Annotated in this window: 29 protein-coding genes; 1 reads left to right on the top strand and 28 read right to left on the bottom strand. The window is 63.9% G+C overall.

Going from position 1 to position 18,650, the window contains the following annotated elements:
• Positions 1-168: 168 nt before the first annotated feature.
• Positions 169-1,560, bottom strand: a complete 1,392-nt coding sequence (locus ACVOJ1_RS17735; RefSeq protein ID WP_053519755.1) for a class II 3-deoxy-7-phosphoheptulonate synthase — start codon at positions 1,558-1,560, stop codon at positions 169-171.
• Between the two features lie 219 nt (positions 1,561-1,779).
• Between ACVOJ1_RS17735 and ACVOJ1_RS17730 the strand changes: the two genes are divergently transcribed.
• A complete protein-coding gene (locus ACVOJ1_RS17730) occupies positions 1,780-3,906 on the top strand; it encodes a TonB-dependent receptor (protein ID WP_346480714.1) in 2,127 nt (708 codons plus the stop codon).
• Between the two features lie 64 nt (positions 3,907-3,970).
• Here the strand turns inward: ACVOJ1_RS17730 and ACVOJ1_RS17725 are convergent, their stop codons facing one another.
• From ACVOJ1_RS17725 to rplC, 27 genes are all read right to left on the bottom strand, one after another.
• Positions 3,971-4,477 (bottom strand): disulfide bond formation protein B, encoded by a 507-nt coding sequence (locus tag ACVOJ1_RS17725; RefSeq protein WP_053519753.1) that lies wholly within the window; start codon positions 4,475-4,477, stop codon positions 3,971-3,973.
• A gap of 231 nt (positions 4,478-4,708) precedes the next feature.
• Complete coding sequence (gene rplQ / locus ACVOJ1_RS17720; protein WP_053519752.1) at positions 4,709-5,092, bottom strand: 50S ribosomal protein L17; 384 nt, start codon at positions 5,090-5,092, stop codon at positions 4,709-4,711.
• Positions 5,093-5,283: 191 nt separating this feature from the next.
• Complete coding sequence (locus ACVOJ1_RS17715) at positions 5,284-6,282, bottom strand: DNA-directed RNA polymerase subunit alpha (RefSeq protein WP_004145453.1); 999 nt, start codon at positions 6,280-6,282, stop codon at positions 5,284-5,286.
• A gap of 55 nt (positions 6,283-6,337) precedes the next feature.
• Complete coding sequence (gene rpsD, locus ACVOJ1_RS17710; protein ID WP_004145446.1) at positions 6,338-6,967, bottom strand: 30S ribosomal protein S4; 630 nt, start codon at positions 6,965-6,967, stop codon at positions 6,338-6,340.
• 15 nt (positions 6,968-6,982) lie between these two features.
• Positions 6,983-7,372, bottom strand: a complete 390-nt coding sequence (gene rpsK, locus ACVOJ1_RS17705) for a 30S ribosomal protein S11 (RefSeq protein WP_004145443.1) — start codon at positions 7,370-7,372, stop codon at positions 6,983-6,985.
• Positions 7,373-7,383: 11 nt separating this feature from the next.
• Entirely contained in the window at positions 7,384-7,740 is a 357-nt protein-coding gene (gene rpsM, locus ACVOJ1_RS17700; RefSeq protein ID WP_004154500.1) for a 30S ribosomal protein S13, read from the bottom strand.
• 347 nt (positions 7,741-8,087) lie between these two features.
• Positions 8,088-9,455, bottom strand: a complete 1,368-nt coding sequence (secY, locus tag ACVOJ1_RS17695) for a preprotein translocase subunit SecY (RefSeq protein ID WP_005415420.1) — start codon at positions 9,453-9,455, stop codon at positions 8,088-8,090.
• A 7-nt stretch (positions 9,456-9,462) separates the two neighbouring features.
• Positions 9,463-9,906, bottom strand: coding sequence for a 50S ribosomal protein L15 (gene rplO, locus ACVOJ1_RS17690; protein WP_053519751.1), 444 nt, complete (start codon positions 9,904-9,906; stop codon positions 9,463-9,465).
• Positions 9,907-9,912: 6 nt separating this feature from the next.
• Positions 9,913-10,104 (bottom strand): 50S ribosomal protein L30, encoded by a 192-nt coding sequence (gene rpmD / locus ACVOJ1_RS17685; RefSeq protein ID WP_004145412.1) that lies wholly within the window; start codon positions 10,102-10,104, stop codon positions 9,913-9,915.
• The gene (rpsE, locus tag ACVOJ1_RS17680; protein WP_005408213.1) at positions 10,097-10,639 is read right to left on the bottom strand and encodes a 30S ribosomal protein S5; all 543 of its coding nucleotides are present in this window, start codon (positions 10,637-10,639) and stop codon (positions 10,097-10,099) included. Before rpsE ends, rpmD begins: the two co-directional genes overlap by 8 nt.
• 160 nt (positions 10,640-10,799) lie before the next feature.
• Positions 10,800-11,153, bottom strand: coding sequence for a 50S ribosomal protein L18 (gene rplR / locus ACVOJ1_RS17675; RefSeq protein WP_053519749.1), 354 nt, complete (start codon positions 11,151-11,153; stop codon positions 10,800-10,802).
• Between the two features lie 31 nt (positions 11,154-11,184).
• Positions 11,185-11,709 carry a 50S ribosomal protein L6 gene (gene rplF / locus ACVOJ1_RS17670; RefSeq protein WP_053519748.1) on the bottom strand — a complete coding sequence of 175 codons (525 nt, stop codon included), beginning with the start codon at positions 11,707-11,709 and terminating at the stop codon, positions 11,185-11,187.
• A gap of 18 nt (positions 11,710-11,727) precedes the next feature.
• Positions 11,728-12,126, bottom strand: coding sequence for a 30S ribosomal protein S8 (gene rpsH / locus ACVOJ1_RS17665; RefSeq protein WP_005415417.1), 399 nt, complete (start codon positions 12,124-12,126; stop codon positions 11,728-11,730).
• A 256-nt stretch (positions 12,127-12,382) separates the two neighbouring features.
• Positions 12,383-12,688 (bottom strand): 30S ribosomal protein S14, encoded by a 306-nt coding sequence (gene rpsN, locus ACVOJ1_RS17660; protein WP_053519747.1) that lies wholly within the window; start codon positions 12,686-12,688, stop codon positions 12,383-12,385.
• An 18-nt stretch (positions 12,689-12,706) separates the two neighbouring features.
• Entirely contained in the window at positions 12,707-13,249 is a 543-nt protein-coding gene (gene rplE / locus ACVOJ1_RS17655; RefSeq protein WP_053519746.1) for a 50S ribosomal protein L5, read from the bottom strand.
• Between the two features lie 11 nt (positions 13,250-13,260).
• Positions 13,261-13,578, bottom strand: coding sequence for a 50S ribosomal protein L24 (rplX, locus tag ACVOJ1_RS17650; RefSeq protein WP_053519745.1), 318 nt, complete (start codon positions 13,576-13,578; stop codon positions 13,261-13,263).
• A gap of 16 nt (positions 13,579-13,594) precedes the next feature.
• Positions 13,595-13,963 (bottom strand): 50S ribosomal protein L14, encoded by a 369-nt coding sequence (rplN, locus tag ACVOJ1_RS17645; RefSeq protein ID WP_010483978.1) that lies wholly within the window; start codon positions 13,961-13,963, stop codon positions 13,595-13,597.
• Between the two features lie 12 nt (positions 13,964-13,975).
• Positions 13,976-14,245 carry a 30S ribosomal protein S17 gene (rpsQ, locus tag ACVOJ1_RS17640; RefSeq protein WP_053519744.1) on the bottom strand — a complete coding sequence of 90 codons (270 nt, stop codon included), beginning with the start codon at positions 14,243-14,245 and terminating at the stop codon, positions 13,976-13,978.
• Positions 14,246-14,256: 11 nt separating this feature from the next.
• A complete protein-coding gene (gene rpmC / locus ACVOJ1_RS17635) occupies positions 14,257-14,442 on the bottom strand; it encodes a 50S ribosomal protein L29 (RefSeq protein ID WP_004154487.1) in 186 nt (61 codons plus the stop codon).
• Positions 14,442-14,855 carry a 50S ribosomal protein L16 gene (rplP, locus tag ACVOJ1_RS17630; RefSeq protein WP_053519743.1) on the bottom strand — a complete coding sequence of 138 codons (414 nt, stop codon included), beginning with the start codon at positions 14,853-14,855 and terminating at the stop codon, positions 14,442-14,444. Before rplP ends, rpmC begins: the two co-directional genes overlap by 1 nt.
• Positions 14,856-14,860: 5 nt before the next feature.
• Positions 14,861-15,595, bottom strand: coding sequence for a 30S ribosomal protein S3 (gene rpsC, locus ACVOJ1_RS17625; protein ID WP_004145350.1), 735 nt, complete (start codon positions 15,593-15,595; stop codon positions 14,861-14,863).
• A gap of 18 nt (positions 15,596-15,613) precedes the next feature.
• On the bottom strand, positions 15,614-15,949 hold the full coding sequence (rplV, locus tag ACVOJ1_RS17620) for a 50S ribosomal protein L22 (protein ID WP_080375339.1): 336 nt from the start codon (positions 15,947-15,949) through the stop codon (positions 15,614-15,616).
• 12 nt (positions 15,950-15,961) lie between these two features.
• Positions 15,962-16,231, bottom strand: a complete 270-nt coding sequence (rpsS, locus tag ACVOJ1_RS17615; RefSeq protein ID WP_005415413.1) for a 30S ribosomal protein S19 — start codon at positions 16,229-16,231, stop codon at positions 15,962-15,964.
• A gap of 6 nt (positions 16,232-16,237) precedes the next feature.
• Positions 16,238-17,065: a 50S ribosomal protein L2 gene (rplB, locus tag ACVOJ1_RS17610; RefSeq protein ID WP_065182869.1), complete on the bottom strand. Its 828-nt coding sequence runs from the start codon at positions 17,063-17,065 to the stop codon at positions 16,238-16,240.
• Positions 17,066-17,075: 10 nt separating this feature from the next.
• Positions 17,076-17,375 (bottom strand): 50S ribosomal protein L23, encoded by a 300-nt coding sequence (gene rplW / locus ACVOJ1_RS17605; protein ID WP_004145338.1) that lies wholly within the window; start codon positions 17,373-17,375, stop codon positions 17,076-17,078.
• Positions 17,372-17,977, bottom strand: coding sequence for a 50S ribosomal protein L4 (gene rplD / locus ACVOJ1_RS17600; protein WP_053519740.1), 606 nt, complete (start codon positions 17,975-17,977; stop codon positions 17,372-17,374). Before rplD ends, rplW begins: the two co-directional genes overlap by 4 nt.
• A gap of 12 nt (positions 17,978-17,989) precedes the next feature.
• On the bottom strand, positions 17,990-18,640 hold the full coding sequence (gene rplC, locus ACVOJ1_RS17595) for a 50S ribosomal protein L3 (protein ID WP_004145336.1): 651 nt from the start codon (positions 18,638-18,640) through the stop codon (positions 17,990-17,992).
• Between the last annotated feature and the right edge of the window lie 10 nt (positions 18,641-18,650).

Here is an 18,650-nt window from a genome sequence, read left to right as displayed (position 1 = left end):
GTGTCGTAGTGCGGGGTGTCAGCCGCATGGATGCGGCTGCCAAGCCTCCATGGACGGATTCACGGCGTCCCCGCACTCCGACACTGCCCCGCCATCCCAAGGAATGCCCGCATTTGACGTCGACGTTGACTCCGCAGGTGCAGGGCTGCAAGCCCTGCCGAAAAACCCTTAGCGCACCTGTTCCTGCTTGCGCACGATCGCCATCGCGATCTCCAGCGACTGCTCGTAGTTCAGCCGCGGATCGACCGTGGAACGGTACGCGCGCTCAAGATCACGCTCGGTGAGCTCGCGCGCGCCACCGGTGCATTCGGTCACGTCCTCGCCGGTCAGCTCCAGGTGCACGCCGCCCAGGCGCGTACCTGCCGCGGCGTGCAGATCGAACGACAACTCCACCTCGCGGCGCACGTTGTCAAAGCGGCGCGTCTTGAAGCCATTGGCGGTGCTCTCGGTGTTGCCGTGCATGGCATCGCACACCCACAGCACGCGGCGGCCATCGCGCTTGACCGCTTCCAGCAGCGACGGCAGCTTTTCGGCTATCTGCGTCGCGCCCATGCGGTGAATGAAGGTCAGGCGCCCGGGCTCGTCGTCCGGATTGAGTACATCGATCAGGCGCAGCAGCTGGTCCGGCGAAACCGACGGCCCCACCTTGATCGCGATCGGATTGCGCACGCCCCGCAGGTACTCCACGTGCGCGCCGTCGAGCGCCGCCGTGCGCATGCCGATCCAGGGATAGTGCGTGCTCAGGTTCAACCAGCCCTGCTGGCGCGGCACCTGCCGGGTCAGCGCCTGCTCGTAGGGCAGCAGCAGGGCCTCGTGCGAGGTGTAGAAGTCGATGCGGTTGAGGTTGTGCACCCGGGCACCGGCCAGGGTTTCCATGAAGTGCACGGCATCGCCGATCGATGCCACCATCTTCTGGTACTCGGCGGCGAGCGGCGAGTGCCGCACCCAGTCCAGGTTCCAGTACTCGGGGTGGTGCAGGTCGGCGAAGCCGCCATCGATCAGCGCCCGCACGAAGTTCATCGTCATCGCCGAATGCGCGTGGGCCTGCAGCATCCGCTTCGGGTCGGGCAGGCGCGCGGCTTCGGTGAAGGCCGGCGCATTGATCACATCGCCCCGGTAGCTGGGCAGCGTCACCCCATCACGGGTCTCGGTATCAGCCGAGCGTGGCTTGGCGTACTGGCCGGCGAAGCGGCCGACGCGGATCACCGGCTGGCGCAGGCCATGCACCAGTACCAGGCTCATCTGCAGCAGCACCTTCAGCCGATTGGAGATGGTGCCGGACTCACAGTCGCTGAAGTTCTCGGCGCAATCGCCGCCCTGCAGCAGGAAGCGCTTGCCCTCCTGCGCCTCCGCCAGCTGCTGCTTCAGCGCCAGGATCTCCCACGAGGTCACCAGAGGGGGTAGCCGCTTCAGCTCATGCAGGGCAGCATCCAGCGCCACCGGGTCGGGATAGGTCGGCATCTGCAGTGCGGTCTTGCCGCGCCAGCTCTCCGGCGACCAGGCAGCACCCGCAGCGGTTGCGGCAGGATCGGGAACCGGTGAAACGGCGGACAGGCTCATTGCAGACTTCCGGGGTGGGGGACGGTCATGGTCGCAGAGCCGGCCGCCGCCGCAAAGGGCCAGCCCTTCCGGCCCGATGCCTGAACGCCAGGGAAAGCACGCGCCGAGCAGCCACAGACCGCATGGTCGGCGGCGCCGCCAGAGGCGCATGATCTGTTACGGAGTAACACTCACCGTCATGGACCGGCCCCCTCCCCGCCCCAGGCCCTGCTCTCTCCCATGAAGCCCTCACGCCTCGCTACCAGCATCACCTTCGCCCTGGCCCTGGCCAGCACGCCCCCCCTTGCCGCAGCCGCGGATGACGCCGGGCCCGCAGTGAAAAACCTGGATGCGGTCACCGTCAGCGCCCACCTCGACCAGGCCCGCAACGCGCTGTCGCCGGACATCGGCAGCAGCCAGTACCAGATCACCGCCGAGGACATCCAGAAGCAGCCGCTCGGCGCCTCCGCCGCACTCAGCCAGGTGCTGCTGCAGGCCCCGGGCGTGGTCCAGGACTCCTACGGCGGTGTCCATGTGCGTGGTGATCACGCCAACCTGCAGTACCGCATCAACGGCGTGCTGCTGCCCGAATCGATCTCCGGCTTCGGCCAGACCCTGGATGCGCGAACCATCAGGAGCATCCGGCTGATGGATGGCGCACTGCCGGCGCAGTTCGGCGAACGCACCGCCGCAGTGGTGGACATCACCACCCGCAGTGGCGCCGAACTGGGCAACGGCGGCAGCGCCGGACTGACTGCCGGGTCGTTCGGCAAGGTCAATCCCAACGCCTCCTGGTGGGGCAACCAGGGACGCTGGAGCTGGTTCCTGACCGGCAACTACGACCAGAACGAGGTCGGCCTGGAGAACCCGACGAACTCGCGCCGGCCGCTGCACGACGACACCCACCAGGGCAAGGCGTTCGCCGACCTCACCTATCTGCTGGACGAGAACACGCGCGTGAGCGTGTTTGCCGGCATTGCCAACAACCGCTTCCAGATTCCGGTGAACCCGGGCCAGACACCGCAGTTCGGCTACCTCGATACCTCCACGTTCGACTCCAGCCAGCTGGATGAGACCCAGCGCGAGACCACGCGCTTCGGCATGCTGGTGCTGCAGGGGACGCTGGGCGCCAGCGCGTACCAGCTGTCGGCCGGCCAACGCTACAGCGATGTCGGGTTCAATCCCGATGTGGCGGGCGATCTGGTATTCAGCGGTGTTGCTTCACAGGTCCAGCGCAGCAACCGCGCCAACACCGTGCAGGCCGACGTTTCCACCCCGCTGGGCAGCGATCACACGCTGCGCTATGGCCTGTACGGCAATCATGAGACCGCGCGGGCCCACAGCAGCAGCTGGGTGTTCCCGGTTGACGACGCCGGCCAGCAGGCCAGCACCACGCCCCTGCTGATTCCCGACCGCAGTGCTTTCCACGCCAGCACGCTGGCGCTCTACGTGCAGGACGAGTGGAAGATCGGAGACAACTGGACGGTCAACTATGGTCTGCGCGGCGACCGCTACACGGCCTTCGGGCGGACCGAAGGCCAGCTCAGCCCGCGCCTGGGCGTGGTCTGGAATGCCGGCGACAGCACCACCCTGCACGCAGGCTATGCGCGCTACTTCACACCACCGGCCAGCGAGCTGATCGCCTCCGACGACATCGCGCTGTACGACGGCACCAGCAACCAGCAGCCCAGTGATGGCAACGCCACGCCACTGGCCGAGCGCAGTGACTACTACGACCTCGGCATCTCGCAGCAGATCGGCGAGCACCTGACACTCGGCGTGGATGCGTATGACCGGCGTGTCGCCCGCCTGCAGGATGAAGGCCAGTTCGGCGCCGCCTACCTCTATTCAACGTTCAACTATCGTCGCGGCCACATCCGCGGCCTGGAGTTCAGCGCCGACTACAGCGACGGACCGTTCAGCGCGTACTTCAACGCTGCATACAACAAGGCGATCGGCACCCAGGTGATCACCGGCCAGTACAACCTCGACCCGGACGCCCTGGCCTACGTGGCCGACCATTGGATCCACCTGGACCACGACCAGAAGCTGACCTCGTCGGGCGGCGTCAGCTATGCCTTCGCCGGACACAACCGGATCGGTGCCAACTACGTGTTCGGCAGTGGCCTGCGCTCGGACACCGAAAGCGTACCCAATGGGGGCGAGCTGCCGTCCTACCTGCAGGTGAACCTCAGTGCTGGCCACGATTTCAACGCCGACAGCGGCCATCCGCTGCATGCACAGCTGGCGTTGATCAACGCGCTGGATCGCAGCTATCAGCTGCGTGATGGCGGCGGCGTAGGCGTGTTCGCCCCGCAGTGGGGCCCGCGACGCGGCGCCTATCTCAGCCTGCAACAGGATTTCTGATCGATGTCGCCGCCCCCCGGCAGAGCCGAGCCCATGCCCGGCTCTGCCGGGGCGCGTCAGTTACTCAGCGCCTGACCCTGCGCAGCGGCACCAGCAGTGCCCACAGCCCCAGCAGCACGAACCACACGCCCGACCACATCGGCATGGTCAGTCCGAGGAAGGTCCAGTCGATGTTGCCGCAGTTGCCGGTACCGGTCAGCACCGTGCGGAACACCTCGAACGGGCCCATGGTCTCGCGCAGGAAGCTCAGCGGTGGGCCACAGGTGGCACCCATTTCCGGCGGCAGCATCTGCACGTAGACATGGCGCGCGGCGATGCCGACGCCGACGGCGGCCGCAATAAAGGCAAGGATGCCGTACGTCACCCGTCCCGGCCGGTTCGACGGGCCGTGCAGTGCGCCCAGCAGGAACAGCAGGCCGAGCGCGGCAAAGGCCAGCCGCTGGAAGATGCACAGCGGGCACGGCTCCAGCCCCATCTTCAGCTGCAGGAAAATCGCATAGCCCAGCAGGCCCACGCAGATCAGGAAGCCCAGCAGGAACTGGGCGCGGAAGGGCCAGCGCAGAGGATTCATCGTGAATGCTCGAATGGATCAGGCGCCAAGCGTAACCGACCGCGCCTGCCATTCGAACCGCTGCCGGTGACGCTCGTCGGAACGGTGCGGGCCACTTCCCTTCGCAGGTAGCGCCGGGCCATGCCCGGCGAGTGCAGCGGAAACGTAAACGCCGGGCATCGCCCGGCGCTACCAGAACGCAAAAGCCCGGCAGATGCCGGGCTTTCACTGTGTCGCGTTGGAGCGGTCCGATTACTCGGCCACTTCCTCGGCCACGGCCGGACGGTCGACCAGCTCGACGTAGGCCATCGGAGCATTGTCGCCGGCGCGGAAGCCGCACTTCAGCAGACGCAGGTAGCCGCCCGGACGGTTCGCGTAGCGCGGGCCCAGGATGGTGAACAGGTTGCCCACGGCTTCGTTGTCACGCAGGCGGGCAAAGGCCAGACGGCGGTTGGCAACGGAATCGACCTTGGCCAGGGTGATCAGCGGCTCGGCGACGCGGCGCAGTTCCTTGGCCTTCGGCAGGGTGGTCTTGATCAGCTCGTGCTTGAACAGCGAGGCGGCCATGTTCTTGAACATCGCTTCGCGATGGGCGCTGGTACGGCTGAACTTACGGCCAGACTTCTGGTGACGCATGGTGATGTTCCTTGGTTAATGATGTGGCTGTGTGGATCGTTGTCGCCATCCTGGCGTTGCTGCACGGACTGCGGATGGTCCTGGCCGCCCGTCCTGGACGACCTGCCCGCGAACCTGCGGTTCGTCATGGCATCTTGCGGTGAAGGCTCCACCGCTGACGGTGGAGCCTTCGGGTACAGCAGGAGGCTTTATCAGCCCAGCATGCCGTGGCTGGCGACGCCGGCCGGCGGCCAGTTCTCCAGCTTCATGCCAAGCGACAGGCCACGCTGGGCCAACACTTCCTTGATCTCGGTGAGCGACTTCTTGCCCAGGTTCGGGGTCTTCAGCAGCTCCACTTCGGTCTTCTGGATCAGATCGCCGATGTAGTAGATGCTTTCAGCCTTCAGGCAGTTGGCCGAACGCACGGTCAGCTCCAGATCGTCGATCGGGCGCAGCAGCACCGGATCCACGCCGTTGTTGGCCGGCTTGGCCGCACCGCGGTCGCGGTGGGTGAAGTCACCGAACACCGACAGCTGGTCGCTGAGGATGTCGGCGGCGGTGCGCACGGCTTCCTCGGCATCGATGGTGCCGTTGGTCTCGATATCGATGACCAGCTTGTCCAGGTCGGTACGCTGTTCGACGCGGGCCGCTTCCACGGCATAGGCGACGCGGCGGACCGGCGAGAACGAGGCATCCAGGACCAGGCGGCCGATGGCACGGGTTTCTTCGTCCGGACGACGACGCGCAGCAGCCGGCTGGTAGCCGAAACCACGCTCGATCTTCAGACGCATGTTCACTGCCGTATCCTTGGTCAGGTGGCAGATCACATGGTCGCCGTTCAGGATCTCCACATTGTGGTCGACCTTGATATCGGCAGCGGTGACAACGCCCGGGCCCTGCTTGGACAGGGACAGGGTGGCGCTGTCGCCGGAGTGCATACGGATGGCCACGTCCTTCAGGTTCAGCAGGACTTCGAGCACGTCCTCCTGCAGACCTTCGACCGTGGTGTACTCATGCAACACGCCGTCGATTTCGACTTCCGTGATGGCGAAGCCCGGGATGGACGACAGCAGCACGCGACGCAGGGCGTTGCCCAGCGTATGCCCGTAACCCCGCTCCAAAGGTTCGATAACGACCTTTGCACGGGTGTCGGTAAGGCGTTCGATCTGCGGACCGCGAGGACGCAGAACCTGGTTGGCGGTAACCGTCATGTTGCGGGTTCTCCTAGTGAACCCCCGGCCGTCGCCGGGGGCTCTCCAATGTGAATTACTTCGAATACAGCTCGACGATCAGCGCTTCGTTGATGTCCGCAGGCAGATCCGAACGATCCGGAACCGCCTTGAAGATGCCGGTGAACTTGCCGGAATCCACTTCAACCCACGACGGGCTCAGGTCATGCTGTGCGGCGACGGTCAGGGCTTCCTGGACGCGCAGCTGCTTGGCAGCCTTCTCGGACAGCGCGATGGCATCGCCAGCCTTGACCTGGTACGAAGCCAGGTTGACCGACTTGCCATTCACGGTGACGCCGCGGTGCGACACCAGCTGGCGGGCAGCCGGACGGGTCACGGCGAAGCCCATGCGGTAGACGACGTTGTCCAGGCGGGTTTCCAGCAGCTGCAGCAGGTTCTCGCCGGTGTTGCCCTTCTTGGTCGAGGCCTTCTTGTAGTAGTTGCGGAACTGACGCTCCAGCAGGCCGTAGATACGCTTGACCTTCTGCTTTTCACGCAGCTGGGTGGCGTAGTCGGACAGCTTGCCCTTGCGGGCAGTGGCGCCATGCTGGCCGGGCTTCTGCTCCAGCTTGCACTTGGAGTCCAGCGCACGCGCCGGGCTCTTCAGGGACAGGTCGGCGCCTTCGCGGCGGGCGAGCTTACAGGTAGGACCGATATAACGAGCCATTTCTTATCGCTCCCTTTAGACGCGACGCTTCTTCGGCGGACGGCACCCGTTGTGCGGGATGGGCGTCACGTCGATGATGTTGGTGATCTTGTAGCCGACGTTGTTCAACGAACGCACGGCCGACTCACGGCCCGGACCCGGGCCCTTGATGCGGACTTCCAGCGACTTCACGCCGTAGTCCAGCGCAGCACGACCGGCCTTCTCGGCAGCCACCTGGGCAGCGAACGGGGTCGACTTGCGCGAACCGCGGAAGCCAGCGCCACCGGAGGTCGCCCACGACAGAGCATTGCCCTGGCGGTCGGTGATGGTGACGATGGTGTTGTTGAACGAAGCGTGGACGTGGGCAACGCCGTCAGTGACGACGCGCTTGATCTTCTTCTTGGTCTTAGCAGCGGGCTTAGCCATTTCTCAGTCCCTTACTTCTTGATCGCCTTGCGCGGACCCTTGCGGGTGCGGGCGTTGGTACGGGTGCGCTGGCCACGCAGCGGGAGGCCACGACGGTGACGCAGGCCGCGGTAGCAGCCCAGGTCCATCAGGCGCTTGATCGCGATGCCGATCTCACGGCGCAGATCGCCTTCCACGATGTACTTGCCGACTTCGGCGCGCAGGCGCTCGATTTCCGGCTCCGACAGATCGCGGATCTTGGTGGTCGAAGCGACGCCTGCGACTTCGCAGACCTTCTTCGAACGGGTACGGCCGATGCCGTAAATGCTTTGCAACCCGACCCAGACATGCTTCTGGGCTGGCAGGTTGACGCCTGCAATACGCGCCATGACGCGGTTCTCCAGCTGAGTGATGGCCGACAGCGCGCCTCGGGCACGCCAATCCGGCAGGATGGATCAAAAAAGTGAACTAGCGATATTAACAAGGTTCCGGTTTACATGGAAGCCCGTGAAACCAGAGGTTTCATGAACCCGGCCTGGGGAGTGTGCCCAGGCTCCGGCGCCGGATGGGGTTGATCCCGGGAGGTCTCCCGGGGCCGCCCGCGCTACTCCTGCGCGGGACCACCTCATCACACCCCCACCCGGAACCGCTGCGGGGGCCGCCCTTCGTTTGTGTGGCCGGAGTCCGCGAAGCGGAGGGACCATCACGTCAGGAAGACGAAAGTATAACAGGCGAATCAGCCGCGGGCAAAACCGCCGCGGTTGCCACCCTTCAGGTTGGCCTTCTTCAGCAGGCTCTCGTACTGGTGGGACATCAGGTGCGCCTGCACCTGGGCGATGAAGTCCATCACCACCACCACCACGATCAGCAGCGAGGTACCGCCAAAGTAGAACGAGGCGTTCAGCTGCGTGCGCATCAGTTCCGGCAGCAGGCAGACGATCACCAGGTAGGCCGAGCCGGCTGCGGTCAGGCGGGTCAGCACGCCGTCGATGTAGTCGGCAGTGGCCTTGCCCGGACGGATGCCCGGAATCAGCGCGCCCGACTTCTTCAGGTTGTCGGCGGTTTCCTGCGAGTTGAACACCAGCGCGGTATAGAAGAACGCGAAACCGGTGATCAGCGCAGCGAACACGATCATGTGCAGCGGCTCGCCCGGACCCAGCGCGTTGGCGACCTTCTGCAGGACCTGGCCGAAGCTGCTCTGGTTGGCCGCCTGGCCGGACCACATGGCCAGGGTGGCCGGGAAGGCCAGCAGGCTCGAGGCGAAGATCGCCGGGATGACGCCGGCCATGTTGAGCTTCAGCGGCAGGAACGAGGTCTGGTTCATGTACGCATTGCGACCGCCCTGGCGGCGCGCGTAATTGACCGTGATCCGGCGCTGGCCGCGCTCGACGAACACCACGAAGAAGGTGAAGGCGAGAACGACGATGGCGATCAGCAGCAGCTGGATGAACTGGATGTTGCCGTCGCGGTAGGCATCGAAGGTATGGATGACCGCGCCCGGCAGGCCCGCCACGATACCGGCGAAGATGATCAGCGACACGCCGTTGCCGATGCCGCGCTCGGTGACCTGCTCACCGACCCACATCAGGAACATGGTGCCGGCGGTCAGCGCGACCACGGCGGTGAGCACGAAGCCCATGCCCGGCGCGTACACGACCGGAGCGCCCGACGGCGAGACCTGGCCCTGCAGGGCCAGAGCGATCGAACCGCCCTGCACCACTGCCAGCAGCACGGCGCCGATGCGCGAGTACTGGGTGATCTTGCGGCGACCGGACTCACCTTCCTTCTGCATCGCCTTCAGGGCGGGGAAGATGTGCACGGCCAGCTGCATCACGATCGATGCCGAGATGTACGGCATCACGTTCAGCGCGAAGATGCTGAAACGGTGCAGGGCGCCGCCCGAGAACATGTTGAACATGTCCACGATGCCGCCGCCCTGCTGCTGCATCATGGCAAGCATGGCATCGGGATTGACGCCCGGCACCGGCACGTAGCAGCCGATGCGATAGACGATCAAAGCCCCGACGACGAACAGCAAACGTTGGCGAAGTTCAGTGAACTTGCCCATTCCGCCCGCGAGGTTACCGATGCCAGCTTGCGCCATGATTTTCTTACTCCGTTACGCTGCCGCCGGCAGCTTCGATCGCAGCCTTGGCACCGGCCGTGGCAGCAACACCCTTCAGGGTGAACGCCTTGGTCACTTCGCCCTTGACGACGACCTTGGCCTTCTTGGCAGTGCTCGGGACCAGCTTGGCGGCACGCAGGGCGGCGAAGTCGATCTCGCCGGCCGGCAGCTTGTCCAGCTGGTACAGCAGCACTTCAGCGGTGTCCTTGGCGATCGGCGAACGGAAGCCGATCTTCGGCAGACGACGCTGCATGGGGGTCTGGCCGCCTTCGAAGCCGGCCTTGATCTTGCCGCCACCCTTGCGGGCGAACGAACCCTTGTGGCCGCGGCCGGCAGTCTTGCCCAGGCCCGAGCCGATACCGCGACCGACGCGGGTGCGCTCGGTACGGGCGCCCGGTGCCGGGCTCAGTTCATTGAGACGCAGAGTCATGATCGATTACTCCTCAACCTTGACGAGGTAGTGAACGGTATTGATCAGGCCGCGAACCTGCGGGCTGTCCTTCAGTTCACGCACATCGTTGAGCTTGTTCAGACCCAGGGCACGCACCGACAGGCGGTGACGCGACTGAGCACCACGCAGGCCGCGCACCAGGCGCACCTTCACAGTCTTGTTGGACTCATTAGCCATGGTTGAGTTCCTCCACCTTCTTGCCGCGCTTGGCCGCGATGCGGGCCGGCGACTGCGCTGCAGACAGGCCCTTCACGGTGGCACGCACCAGGTTGATCGGGTTGCGCGAACCGGTGGCCTTGGCCAGCACGTTCTTCACGCCAACCGCTTCCAGGACGGCGCGCATGGCACCGCCGGCGATGACGCCGGTACCTTCCGAAGCCGGCTGCATGAACACGCGGGCTGCGCCATGACCATCCTTGATGGTGTGCCACAGGGTGCCGTTGTTCAGGTCAACGCTGACCAGGTTCTTGCGGGCCTGTTCCATCGACTTCTGGATGGCGACCGGCACTTCGCGGGCCTTGCCATAACCGAAACCGACCTTGCCTTCGCCGTCGCCGACCACGGTCAGGGCGGTGAAGGTGAACTGGCGACCACCCTTGACGGTCTTGCTGACGCGGTTGACCGCGACCAGCTTTTCGATCATGCCGTCGTCGATCTTCTCTTCGCGGTTACGGTCGCGATCGCGACCCCGCTGCTGACGCTCTTCTGCCATGTTGATTCCTTGGTTGTTGGGTATGTACGGCTCAGGGCCGCTTATGGTTGTGGAATGACGCGTCGTTCCGGTGGGCCACTACAGAAGAATGGCGCCGTCCAGCCTCGCTCAGGCTGGCGAGCAGGCGGACAGGGGGCCATCGGCCCCCTGCCCCGATCCCTTAGAACTGCAGGCCGGCTTCGCGGGCAGCCTCTGCCAGGGCCTTGATACGGCCGTGGTAACGGTAACCCGAACGATCGAAGGCAACCTTCTCGACGCCGGCGGCCTTGGCACGCTCAGCGACGATGCGGCCAACCTTGGCGGCGGCATCGACATTCTTGCCGCTCTTCAGGCCTTCCTTGACGTCGGTCTGGGTGGTGTTGGCGGCAGCCAGCACCTTGGAACCGTCGGCGGTGAAGACCTGGGCATACAGGTGCTGGCCGGTGCGCAGCACCGACAGGCGGGCGACGCCGAGCTCACGGATGTGGGCGCGGGTCGACTTGGCGCGACGCAGGCGGGCGATGTTCTTGTTCATGATGTTTTTCCTATGAAAGCGGAAGCGCCTATTAGGCCTTCTTGGCTTCCTTACGGATGATGACTTCGTCGGAGTACTTCACGCCCTTGCCCTTGTACGGCTCCGGCTTGCGGAACGCACGGATCTTGGCGGCAACTTCACCGACGGCCTGCTTGTCCGCGCCCTGGACCAGGATCTCGGTCTGGGTCGGGGTGGACAGCGTGATGCCTTCCGGCGCCACGAACACGACCGGGTGCGAGAAGCCCAGCGACAGGCTCAGGTCCTTGCCCTGCATGGCAGCGCGGTAACCCACGCCGACCAGCTCCAGCTTGCGCTCGAAGCCTTCGGACACGCCCTTGACCATGTTGGCCAGGATCGCACGCACGGTACCGGTCAGTGCGACCAGTTCGACGTTCTCGGTGCTCAGGGTGGCAACGCCGTTGTCGACGTTGATGGCAATACCGGCCGGCTTGGCCAGCGACAGGGTGCCCTTCGGGCCCTTGGCGGTGACGCTTTCCGACTGGACGTTCAGTTCAACCTTACCCAGGTCGATCGGCTTCTTGGCTACGCGGGACATAGTTCTACTCCTTTCGCCTTAGGCCACGAAGCACAGGACTTCGCCGCCGACGCCCAGCTGGCGCGCCTGCGCATCAGTCATGATGCCCTTGGAGGTGGAAATGATGGAGATGCCCAGGCCGTTCATGACCTTCGGCAGCTCGCTCTTGCCGCGGTACTGGCGCAGGCCCGAACGCGAGAAGCGCTTCAGGGTCGCGATGACCGGCTTGCCTTCGAAATACTTCAGCACGATTTCCAGCTCGGCCTTGTTGTTCTCCAGCTGGGTAACGCGCAGGTCGGTGATGTAACCCTCGTCCTTCAGGACCTGGGCGATCGCAACCTTGATCTTGGACGACGGGGCTTTCACCGTCTGCTTGCCAACCGCGGCCGCATTCTTGATGCGGACCAGCAGGTCGGCGATGGGATCAGTCATGCTCATATGAGTACCTTTGAGTGCACCGATATCCGCTTTCGCGAAAATCTGTTGTCTCCTGGAAACGGGCCAGGTCCCTTGATGCAGCGGACCTGTGGCCCGCCCTACAACCCCGTCTGCACAGGGCAAGACGCGGGAGTATACGCCAAAAGAGCCCGACTTGCGTCGGGCTCTTCGGGTTTTTTGCGAAAGGGAGGCTGAATGCCTCCCCTCCCCGGTTCAGGAACCCCCGGGGGGCGCCTGATCGCAGGACCGGCTGGGATTACCAGCTGGCCTTGCGCAGACCCGGGACGTCGCCACGCATGGTGGCTTCACGCAGCTTGTTGCGGCCCAGGCCGAACTTGCTGTAGACGCCACGCGGACGGCCGGACAGTTCGCAGCGGTTGCGCTGGCGGCTCGGCGACGAATCGCGCGGCAGCTTGGCCAGCTTGGCAGCAGCTTCGATCTTCTCGTCGTAGCTCGCGTCCACCGAGGACACGATCTTCTTCAGAGCAGCACGCTTCTCAGCGTACTTCTTGGCCAGCTTTTCCCGCTTGATGTCGCGGTTGACCATGGAGGTCTTTGCCATTTCGGTTTCCTCGACGGATCAGTTACGGAACGGGAACTTGAACGCTGCCAGCAGCGCCTTCGCTTCCGCGTCGGTCTTCGCAGTGGTGGTGATGGCGATATCCATACCGCGGATCGCGTCGACAGCGTCGAAGTCGATTTCCGGGAAGATGATCTGTTCCTTCACACCCATGTTGAAGTTGCCGCGACCGTCGAAGGAACGACCAGAGACACCACGGAAGTCGCGCACGCGCGGCAGCGAGATGTTGATCAGGCGATCCAGGAACTCGTACATCTTGTGGCGACGCAGCGTGGTCTTGCAGCCGATCGGCCAACCATCACGGATCTTGAACGACGCAACCGAAATACGCGACTTGGTGACAACCGGCTTCTGGCCGGAAATCTTGGTCATGTCGCCGACGGCGTTTTCCAGGATCTTCTTGTTGGTGGCCGCTTCGCCGACACCCATGTTCAGGGTGACCTTGACGAGCTTCGGCACTTCCATCGGATTGGTGTAGCCGAACTGCTTCATCAGCGCCGGCACCACTTCGTCCTTGTAGAACTTTTCGAGACGGGAAGTCATCTTCTCATTCCTCAGGCGTCGAGCGCCTCACCGCTGGAGCGGAACACACGCAGTTTGCGTCCATCCTCCAGCACCTTGAAGCCAACGCGTTCGCCCTTGCCCGAAGCCGGGTTCAGCACATTCACGTTGGAGATATGGATCGAAGCTTCACGCTCGACCACGCCGCCGGCAACGCCTGCCTGCGGGTTCGGCTTGGTGTGGCGCTTGACGATGTTCACGTTGGCGACGACCACACGGTCGCCGTCGACGCGGACGACTTCGCCCTGCTTGCCCTTGTCCTTGCCGGTGTTGACGACGACCTGGTCGCCCTTCTTGATACGGTTAGCCATGATTATCTCCTGTCGCTCACAGCACTTCGGGAGCGAGCGAGACGATCTTCATGAACTTCTCCGAACGAAGTTCACGGGTCACCGGCCCGAAGATACGGGTACCGATCGGCTCCTGCTTGTTGTTCAGCAGGACGGCAGCGTTGCCGTCGAAGCGGATCAGCGAGCCGTCGGCGCGACGCACACCCTTGCGGGTACGCACCACGACGGCGTCATACACTTCACCCTTCTTGACCTTGCCGCGCGGAATCGCATCCTTCACGGTGACCTTGATGATGTCGCCGATGCCGGCGTAACGGCGCTTGGAACCACCCAGCACCTTGAAGCACATCACCTGCTTGGCACCCGAATTGTCCGCGACGTCAAGGTAGCTCTGCATCTGGATCATGATTCAGACTCCTTATTCAGCCGCACGCGTGATGACTTCCACCACGCGCCAGTTCTTGGTCTTGGACATCGGAGCAATCTCGGTCACGCGGACGACATCGCCTTCCTTGCAGGCGTTGTCGGCATCGTGGGCGTGCAGCTTCGTCGAGCGCTTGATGTACTTGCCGTACAGTGCGTGCTTGACCTGACGCTCAACCAGGACGGTAACCGTCTTGTCCATCTTGTTGCTGACGACACGGCCTTCGACCGTGCGCAGCGTCTTGTTTTCAGTATTGTCGCTCATAGCGGCCATCCTTACTTCGTGCTGCCGAGCAGGGTCTTGACGCGAGCAATCTCGCGACGGACCCGGCGGATGTCGTGGGTCTTCGGCAGCTGGCCGGTGACCTGCTGCATACGGACAGAGAACTGTTCCTTACGCAGGTCGATCAGGTGGGCCTTGAGTTCGTCAGCCGACTTTTCACGGAGAGTTTTGATATCCATCAGCGCACCGTACGGGTCACGAAAGTGGTGGTGACCGAGAGCTTGGCGGCGGCCAGGCGGAACGCCTCGCGAGCCACTTCCTCGGAAACACCCTCGATTTCATAGATCATGCGGCCGGGCTGGATCTGGGCCACCCAGTATTCCACGTTACCCTTACCCGAACCCATTCGAACTTCGATGGGCTTCTTGGTGATGGGCTTGTCGGGGAACACGCGGATCCACATCTTGCCGCCGCGCTTGACGTAGCGGCTGATCGAGCGGCGAGCCGCTTCGATCTGACGCGCGGTCAGCTGACCGTGTGCGGTTGCCTTCAGGCCGTATTCGCCGAAGCTGACAGCGTTGGCGCTCCAGCTCAGGCCTTCGTTACGGCCCTTGTGTACCTTGCGGTACTTGGTTCGCTTGGGTTGCAACATTGTCGTTACCTCGCTTCACGGGCCGGGCGCTGACGGTCACCACGGTCGCCGCGATCGTGACGATCGTTGCGCGACGGGGTGTCGTCCTGCTTTTCCTGGCCAACCTGGGAGAAATCGAAGACCTCGCCCTTGTAGATCCAGACCTTGATGCCGATGATGCCGTAGGTCGTCTTGGCTTCAGCGAAGCCATAGTCGATGTCGGCACGCAGGGTGTGCAGCGGCACGCGGCCTTCGCGGTACCACTCCGAACGGGCGATTTCAGCACCGTTGAGGCGGCCACCCACGTTGACCTTGATGCCCAGGGCACCCAGGCGCATCGCGTTGCCCACCGAGCGCTTCATTGCGCGGCGGAACATGATGCGACGCTCCAGCTGCTGGGCGATCGACTCGGCAACGAGCTGCGCGTCCAGTTCCGGCTTGCGCACTTCGGTGACGTTGATGTGCGCCGGAACGCCCATCATCTCGCTCACTTCCTTGCGCAGCTTCTCGATGTCCTCACCACGCTTGCCGATCACCACGCCCGGACGGGCGGTGTGGATCGTCACGCGCGCGGTCTTGGCCGGACGCTCGATCAGGATCTTGCTGATGCCGGCCTGAGCCAGCTTCTTGCGCAGCATTTCGCGAACTTTCAGGTCGGCTGCCAGGTAACCAGCGAACTCGGCCTTGTTGGCGTACCACTTGGAGTTCCAGTCCTTGGAAATACCGAGACGGATACCAATCGGATGAACTTTATGACCCATGGTCTTTTCCTTATCCGCTTACTTGCCGGCGCCCACAACCACAGTGATGTGGCTGGTGCGCTTGAGGATGCGGGTACCGCGGCCTTTCGCCCGCGCCATGAAACGCTTCAGGGTCGGACCTTCATCAACCATGATGGTCTGAACCTTCAGCTCGTCGACGTCGGCGCCCTGGTTGTTCTCGGCGTTGGCAATAGCCGACTCCACCACCTTCTTGATCAGGTGGGCAGCCTTCTTGTCCGAGAACTTCAGCAGATTGACCGCACGTTCGGCCGGCAGACCGCGCACCTGGTCAGCGACCAGGCGAGCCTTCTGCGGGGAGATGCGCGCAGTGCGCAGGATGGCTTTCGCTTCCATTGTCATCTCTCCTTACTTGCCCGACTTCTTGTCACCACCGTGACCCTTGAAGGTCCGGGTGATGGCAAATTCGCCGAGCTTGTGGCCGACCATGTTCTCGTTGACGAGAACCGGGATGTGGTTCTTGCCGTTATGCACGGCAATGGTGATGCCTACCATGTCAGGCAGGATCATCGAACGGCGCGACCAGGTCTTGATCGGCTTCTTGCTGCCCGCAGCGGCCTCCACCTTCTTGACGAGGTGGTGATCGACGAACGGGCCCTTCTTGAGTGAACGTGCCATGGTCGATTAGCCCCTACGATCGCGGACGATGAACTGCTGAGTGCGCTTGTTATGGCGCGTCTTGTAACCCTTGGTCGGGACACCCCACGGGGTGACCGGATGCGGGTTACCCTGGCCGGCCTTGGCCTCACCACCACCGTGCGGGTGGTCAACCGGGTTCATGGCAGCACCACGAACGGTCGGGCGGACGCCGCGCCAGCGCTTGGCACCGGCCTTGCCCAGCTTTTCCAGGCTGTGCTCGTCGTTGCCGACTTCGCCGATGGTGGCGCAGCACTCGACCGGAACCTTACGCATTTCACCCGAGCGCAGACGCAGGGTGGCGTAGACGCCTTCACGGGCGACCAGCTGCACGGCAGCACCTGCAGCGCGGGCGATCTGAGCGCCCTTGCCCGGCTTCAGCTCGATGCAGTGGATGGTGGTACCGACCGGGATGTTGCGCAGCGGCAGGGTGTTGCCCGCCTTGATCGGGGCATCCGAACCAGCGATCACCTGATCACCGGCCTTCAGACCCTTCGGGGCGATGATGTAGCGACGCTCGCCGTCGACGTAGCACAGCAGGGCGATATGGGCGGTGCGGTTCGGATCGTATTCGATGCGTTCCACGCGCGCCGGGATGCCCAGCTTGTTGCGCTTGAAGTCGATGATGCGGTAGTGCTGCTTGTGGCCACCACCGACGTGACGGGTGGTGATGCGGCCGTGGTGGTTACGACCACCCGAGCGGCTCTGCGACTCGACCAGCGCAGCGTGCGGAGCACCCTTGTGCAGGTCGGGCGTAACCACGCGCACGGCCGAACGGCGGCCGGGGGAAGTGGGCTTGAATTTCATCAATGGCATGGGATGTACCTCAGGCCTTGGCCGTTACATCGATCGACTGGCCATCGGCCAGGCGAACGTACGCCTTGCGCCAATCGCCGCGGCGGCCAGCACGGTTACGGAAGGACTTGTTCTTGCCCTTGACGTTGACCACGTTGACGGCTTCGACCTTGACGTCGAACAGCTGCTCAACCGCGGCCTTTACATCGGCCTTGGTGGCTTCGTTCGAAACTTCGAAGACATACTGGTTGGAGAGTTCCTGCAGGCGCGCGGTCTTTTCGGAGACACGCGGGGCACGCAGCACGCTGAAGATTTTTTCGTTGCTGTTCATGCCAGCCACTCCTCGACCTTCTTGACCGCGTCAGCGGTGATGACGACCGTGTCGGCACCGACCAGCGACACCGGGTCCAGGCCCTGCACGTCACGCACCTGCACGTACGGCAGATTGCGGGCGGACAGGTACAGGTGCTCGGAGGCTTCCTCGGTGACGATCAGCGGGCGCTTGCCCACTTCCAGGCCGGCCAGCTTGGCGATCAGACCCTTCGTGCTGGTCGCTTCGACATCGAAGGCCTCCACGATGGTCAGACGGCCCTGACGGTTCAGCTCGGACAGGATCGCGCACATGGCGGCACGGTACTGCTTACGATTGACCTTCTGCTCGAAGCTGCGCGGCTTGGCCGCGAAGGTGACACCGCCGCCGACGAAGATCGGAGCCGTCAGTGCGCCATGACGCGCGCCGCCGCCCTTCTGCTTCTTCGACTTCTTGGTGGTACCAGCCACTTCGGAGCGAGTCTTCTGTGCCTTGGTGCCGGCGCGACCGGCGTTGCGGTAAGCAACGACGACCTGGTGGACCAGATCTTCGCTGAAATCGCGACCGAACACGGCGTCGGAGACCGAGACCTTGTTGTTGCTACCCGTGATAACGAGTTCCATCGTCATCTCTCCTTATGCCTTGCTCGCCGGACGGACGATCACATCGCCACCCGCCGCGCCAGGAACGGCGCCGCGAACCGCAATCAGACCGCGCTCGACGTCGACCTTGACCACTTCCAGGTTCTGGGTGCTCTGCTGCACCGCGCCCATGTGGCCCGACATCTTCTTGCCCGGGAAAACGCGACCCGGGGTCTGGCGCTGACCCAGCGAACCCGGCGCGCGATGCGACAGCGAGTTACCGTGGGTTGCATCGCCCATACGGAAGTTGTGGCGCTTGATGGTGCCCTGGAAACCCTTACCCTTGGTGACACCCTGGACGTCGACGATCTGGCCGACTTCGAAGATGTCCGCCTTGACTTCGCCGCCGACGGCGAAATCGCCGAGCTGCGCGTCTTCAACGCGGAATTCCCACAGGCCACGACCCGCTTCCACCTTCGCCTTGGCGAAGTGGCCGGCTTCCGGCTTGTTGACCAGGGCAGCGCGACGCGCGCCGACGGTCACCTGCACGGCGCTGTAGCCGTCGGTTTCGACGGTCTTGATCTGCGCGATGCGGTTCGGGGTGGCTTCGATCAGGGTCACCGGGATGGAACGACCATCTTCGGTGAACACGCGGCTCATGCCGGCCTTGCGGCCCACGAAGCCCAACGAATACTTCTTCGTCATGGTCGTAGTC

It is taken from the genome of Stenotrophomonas sp. STEN225, from assembly GCF_056756445.1.
Note: the sequence above shows the minus strand (reverse complement) of the source record. Positions and strands in the feature narration are given on the sequence as shown.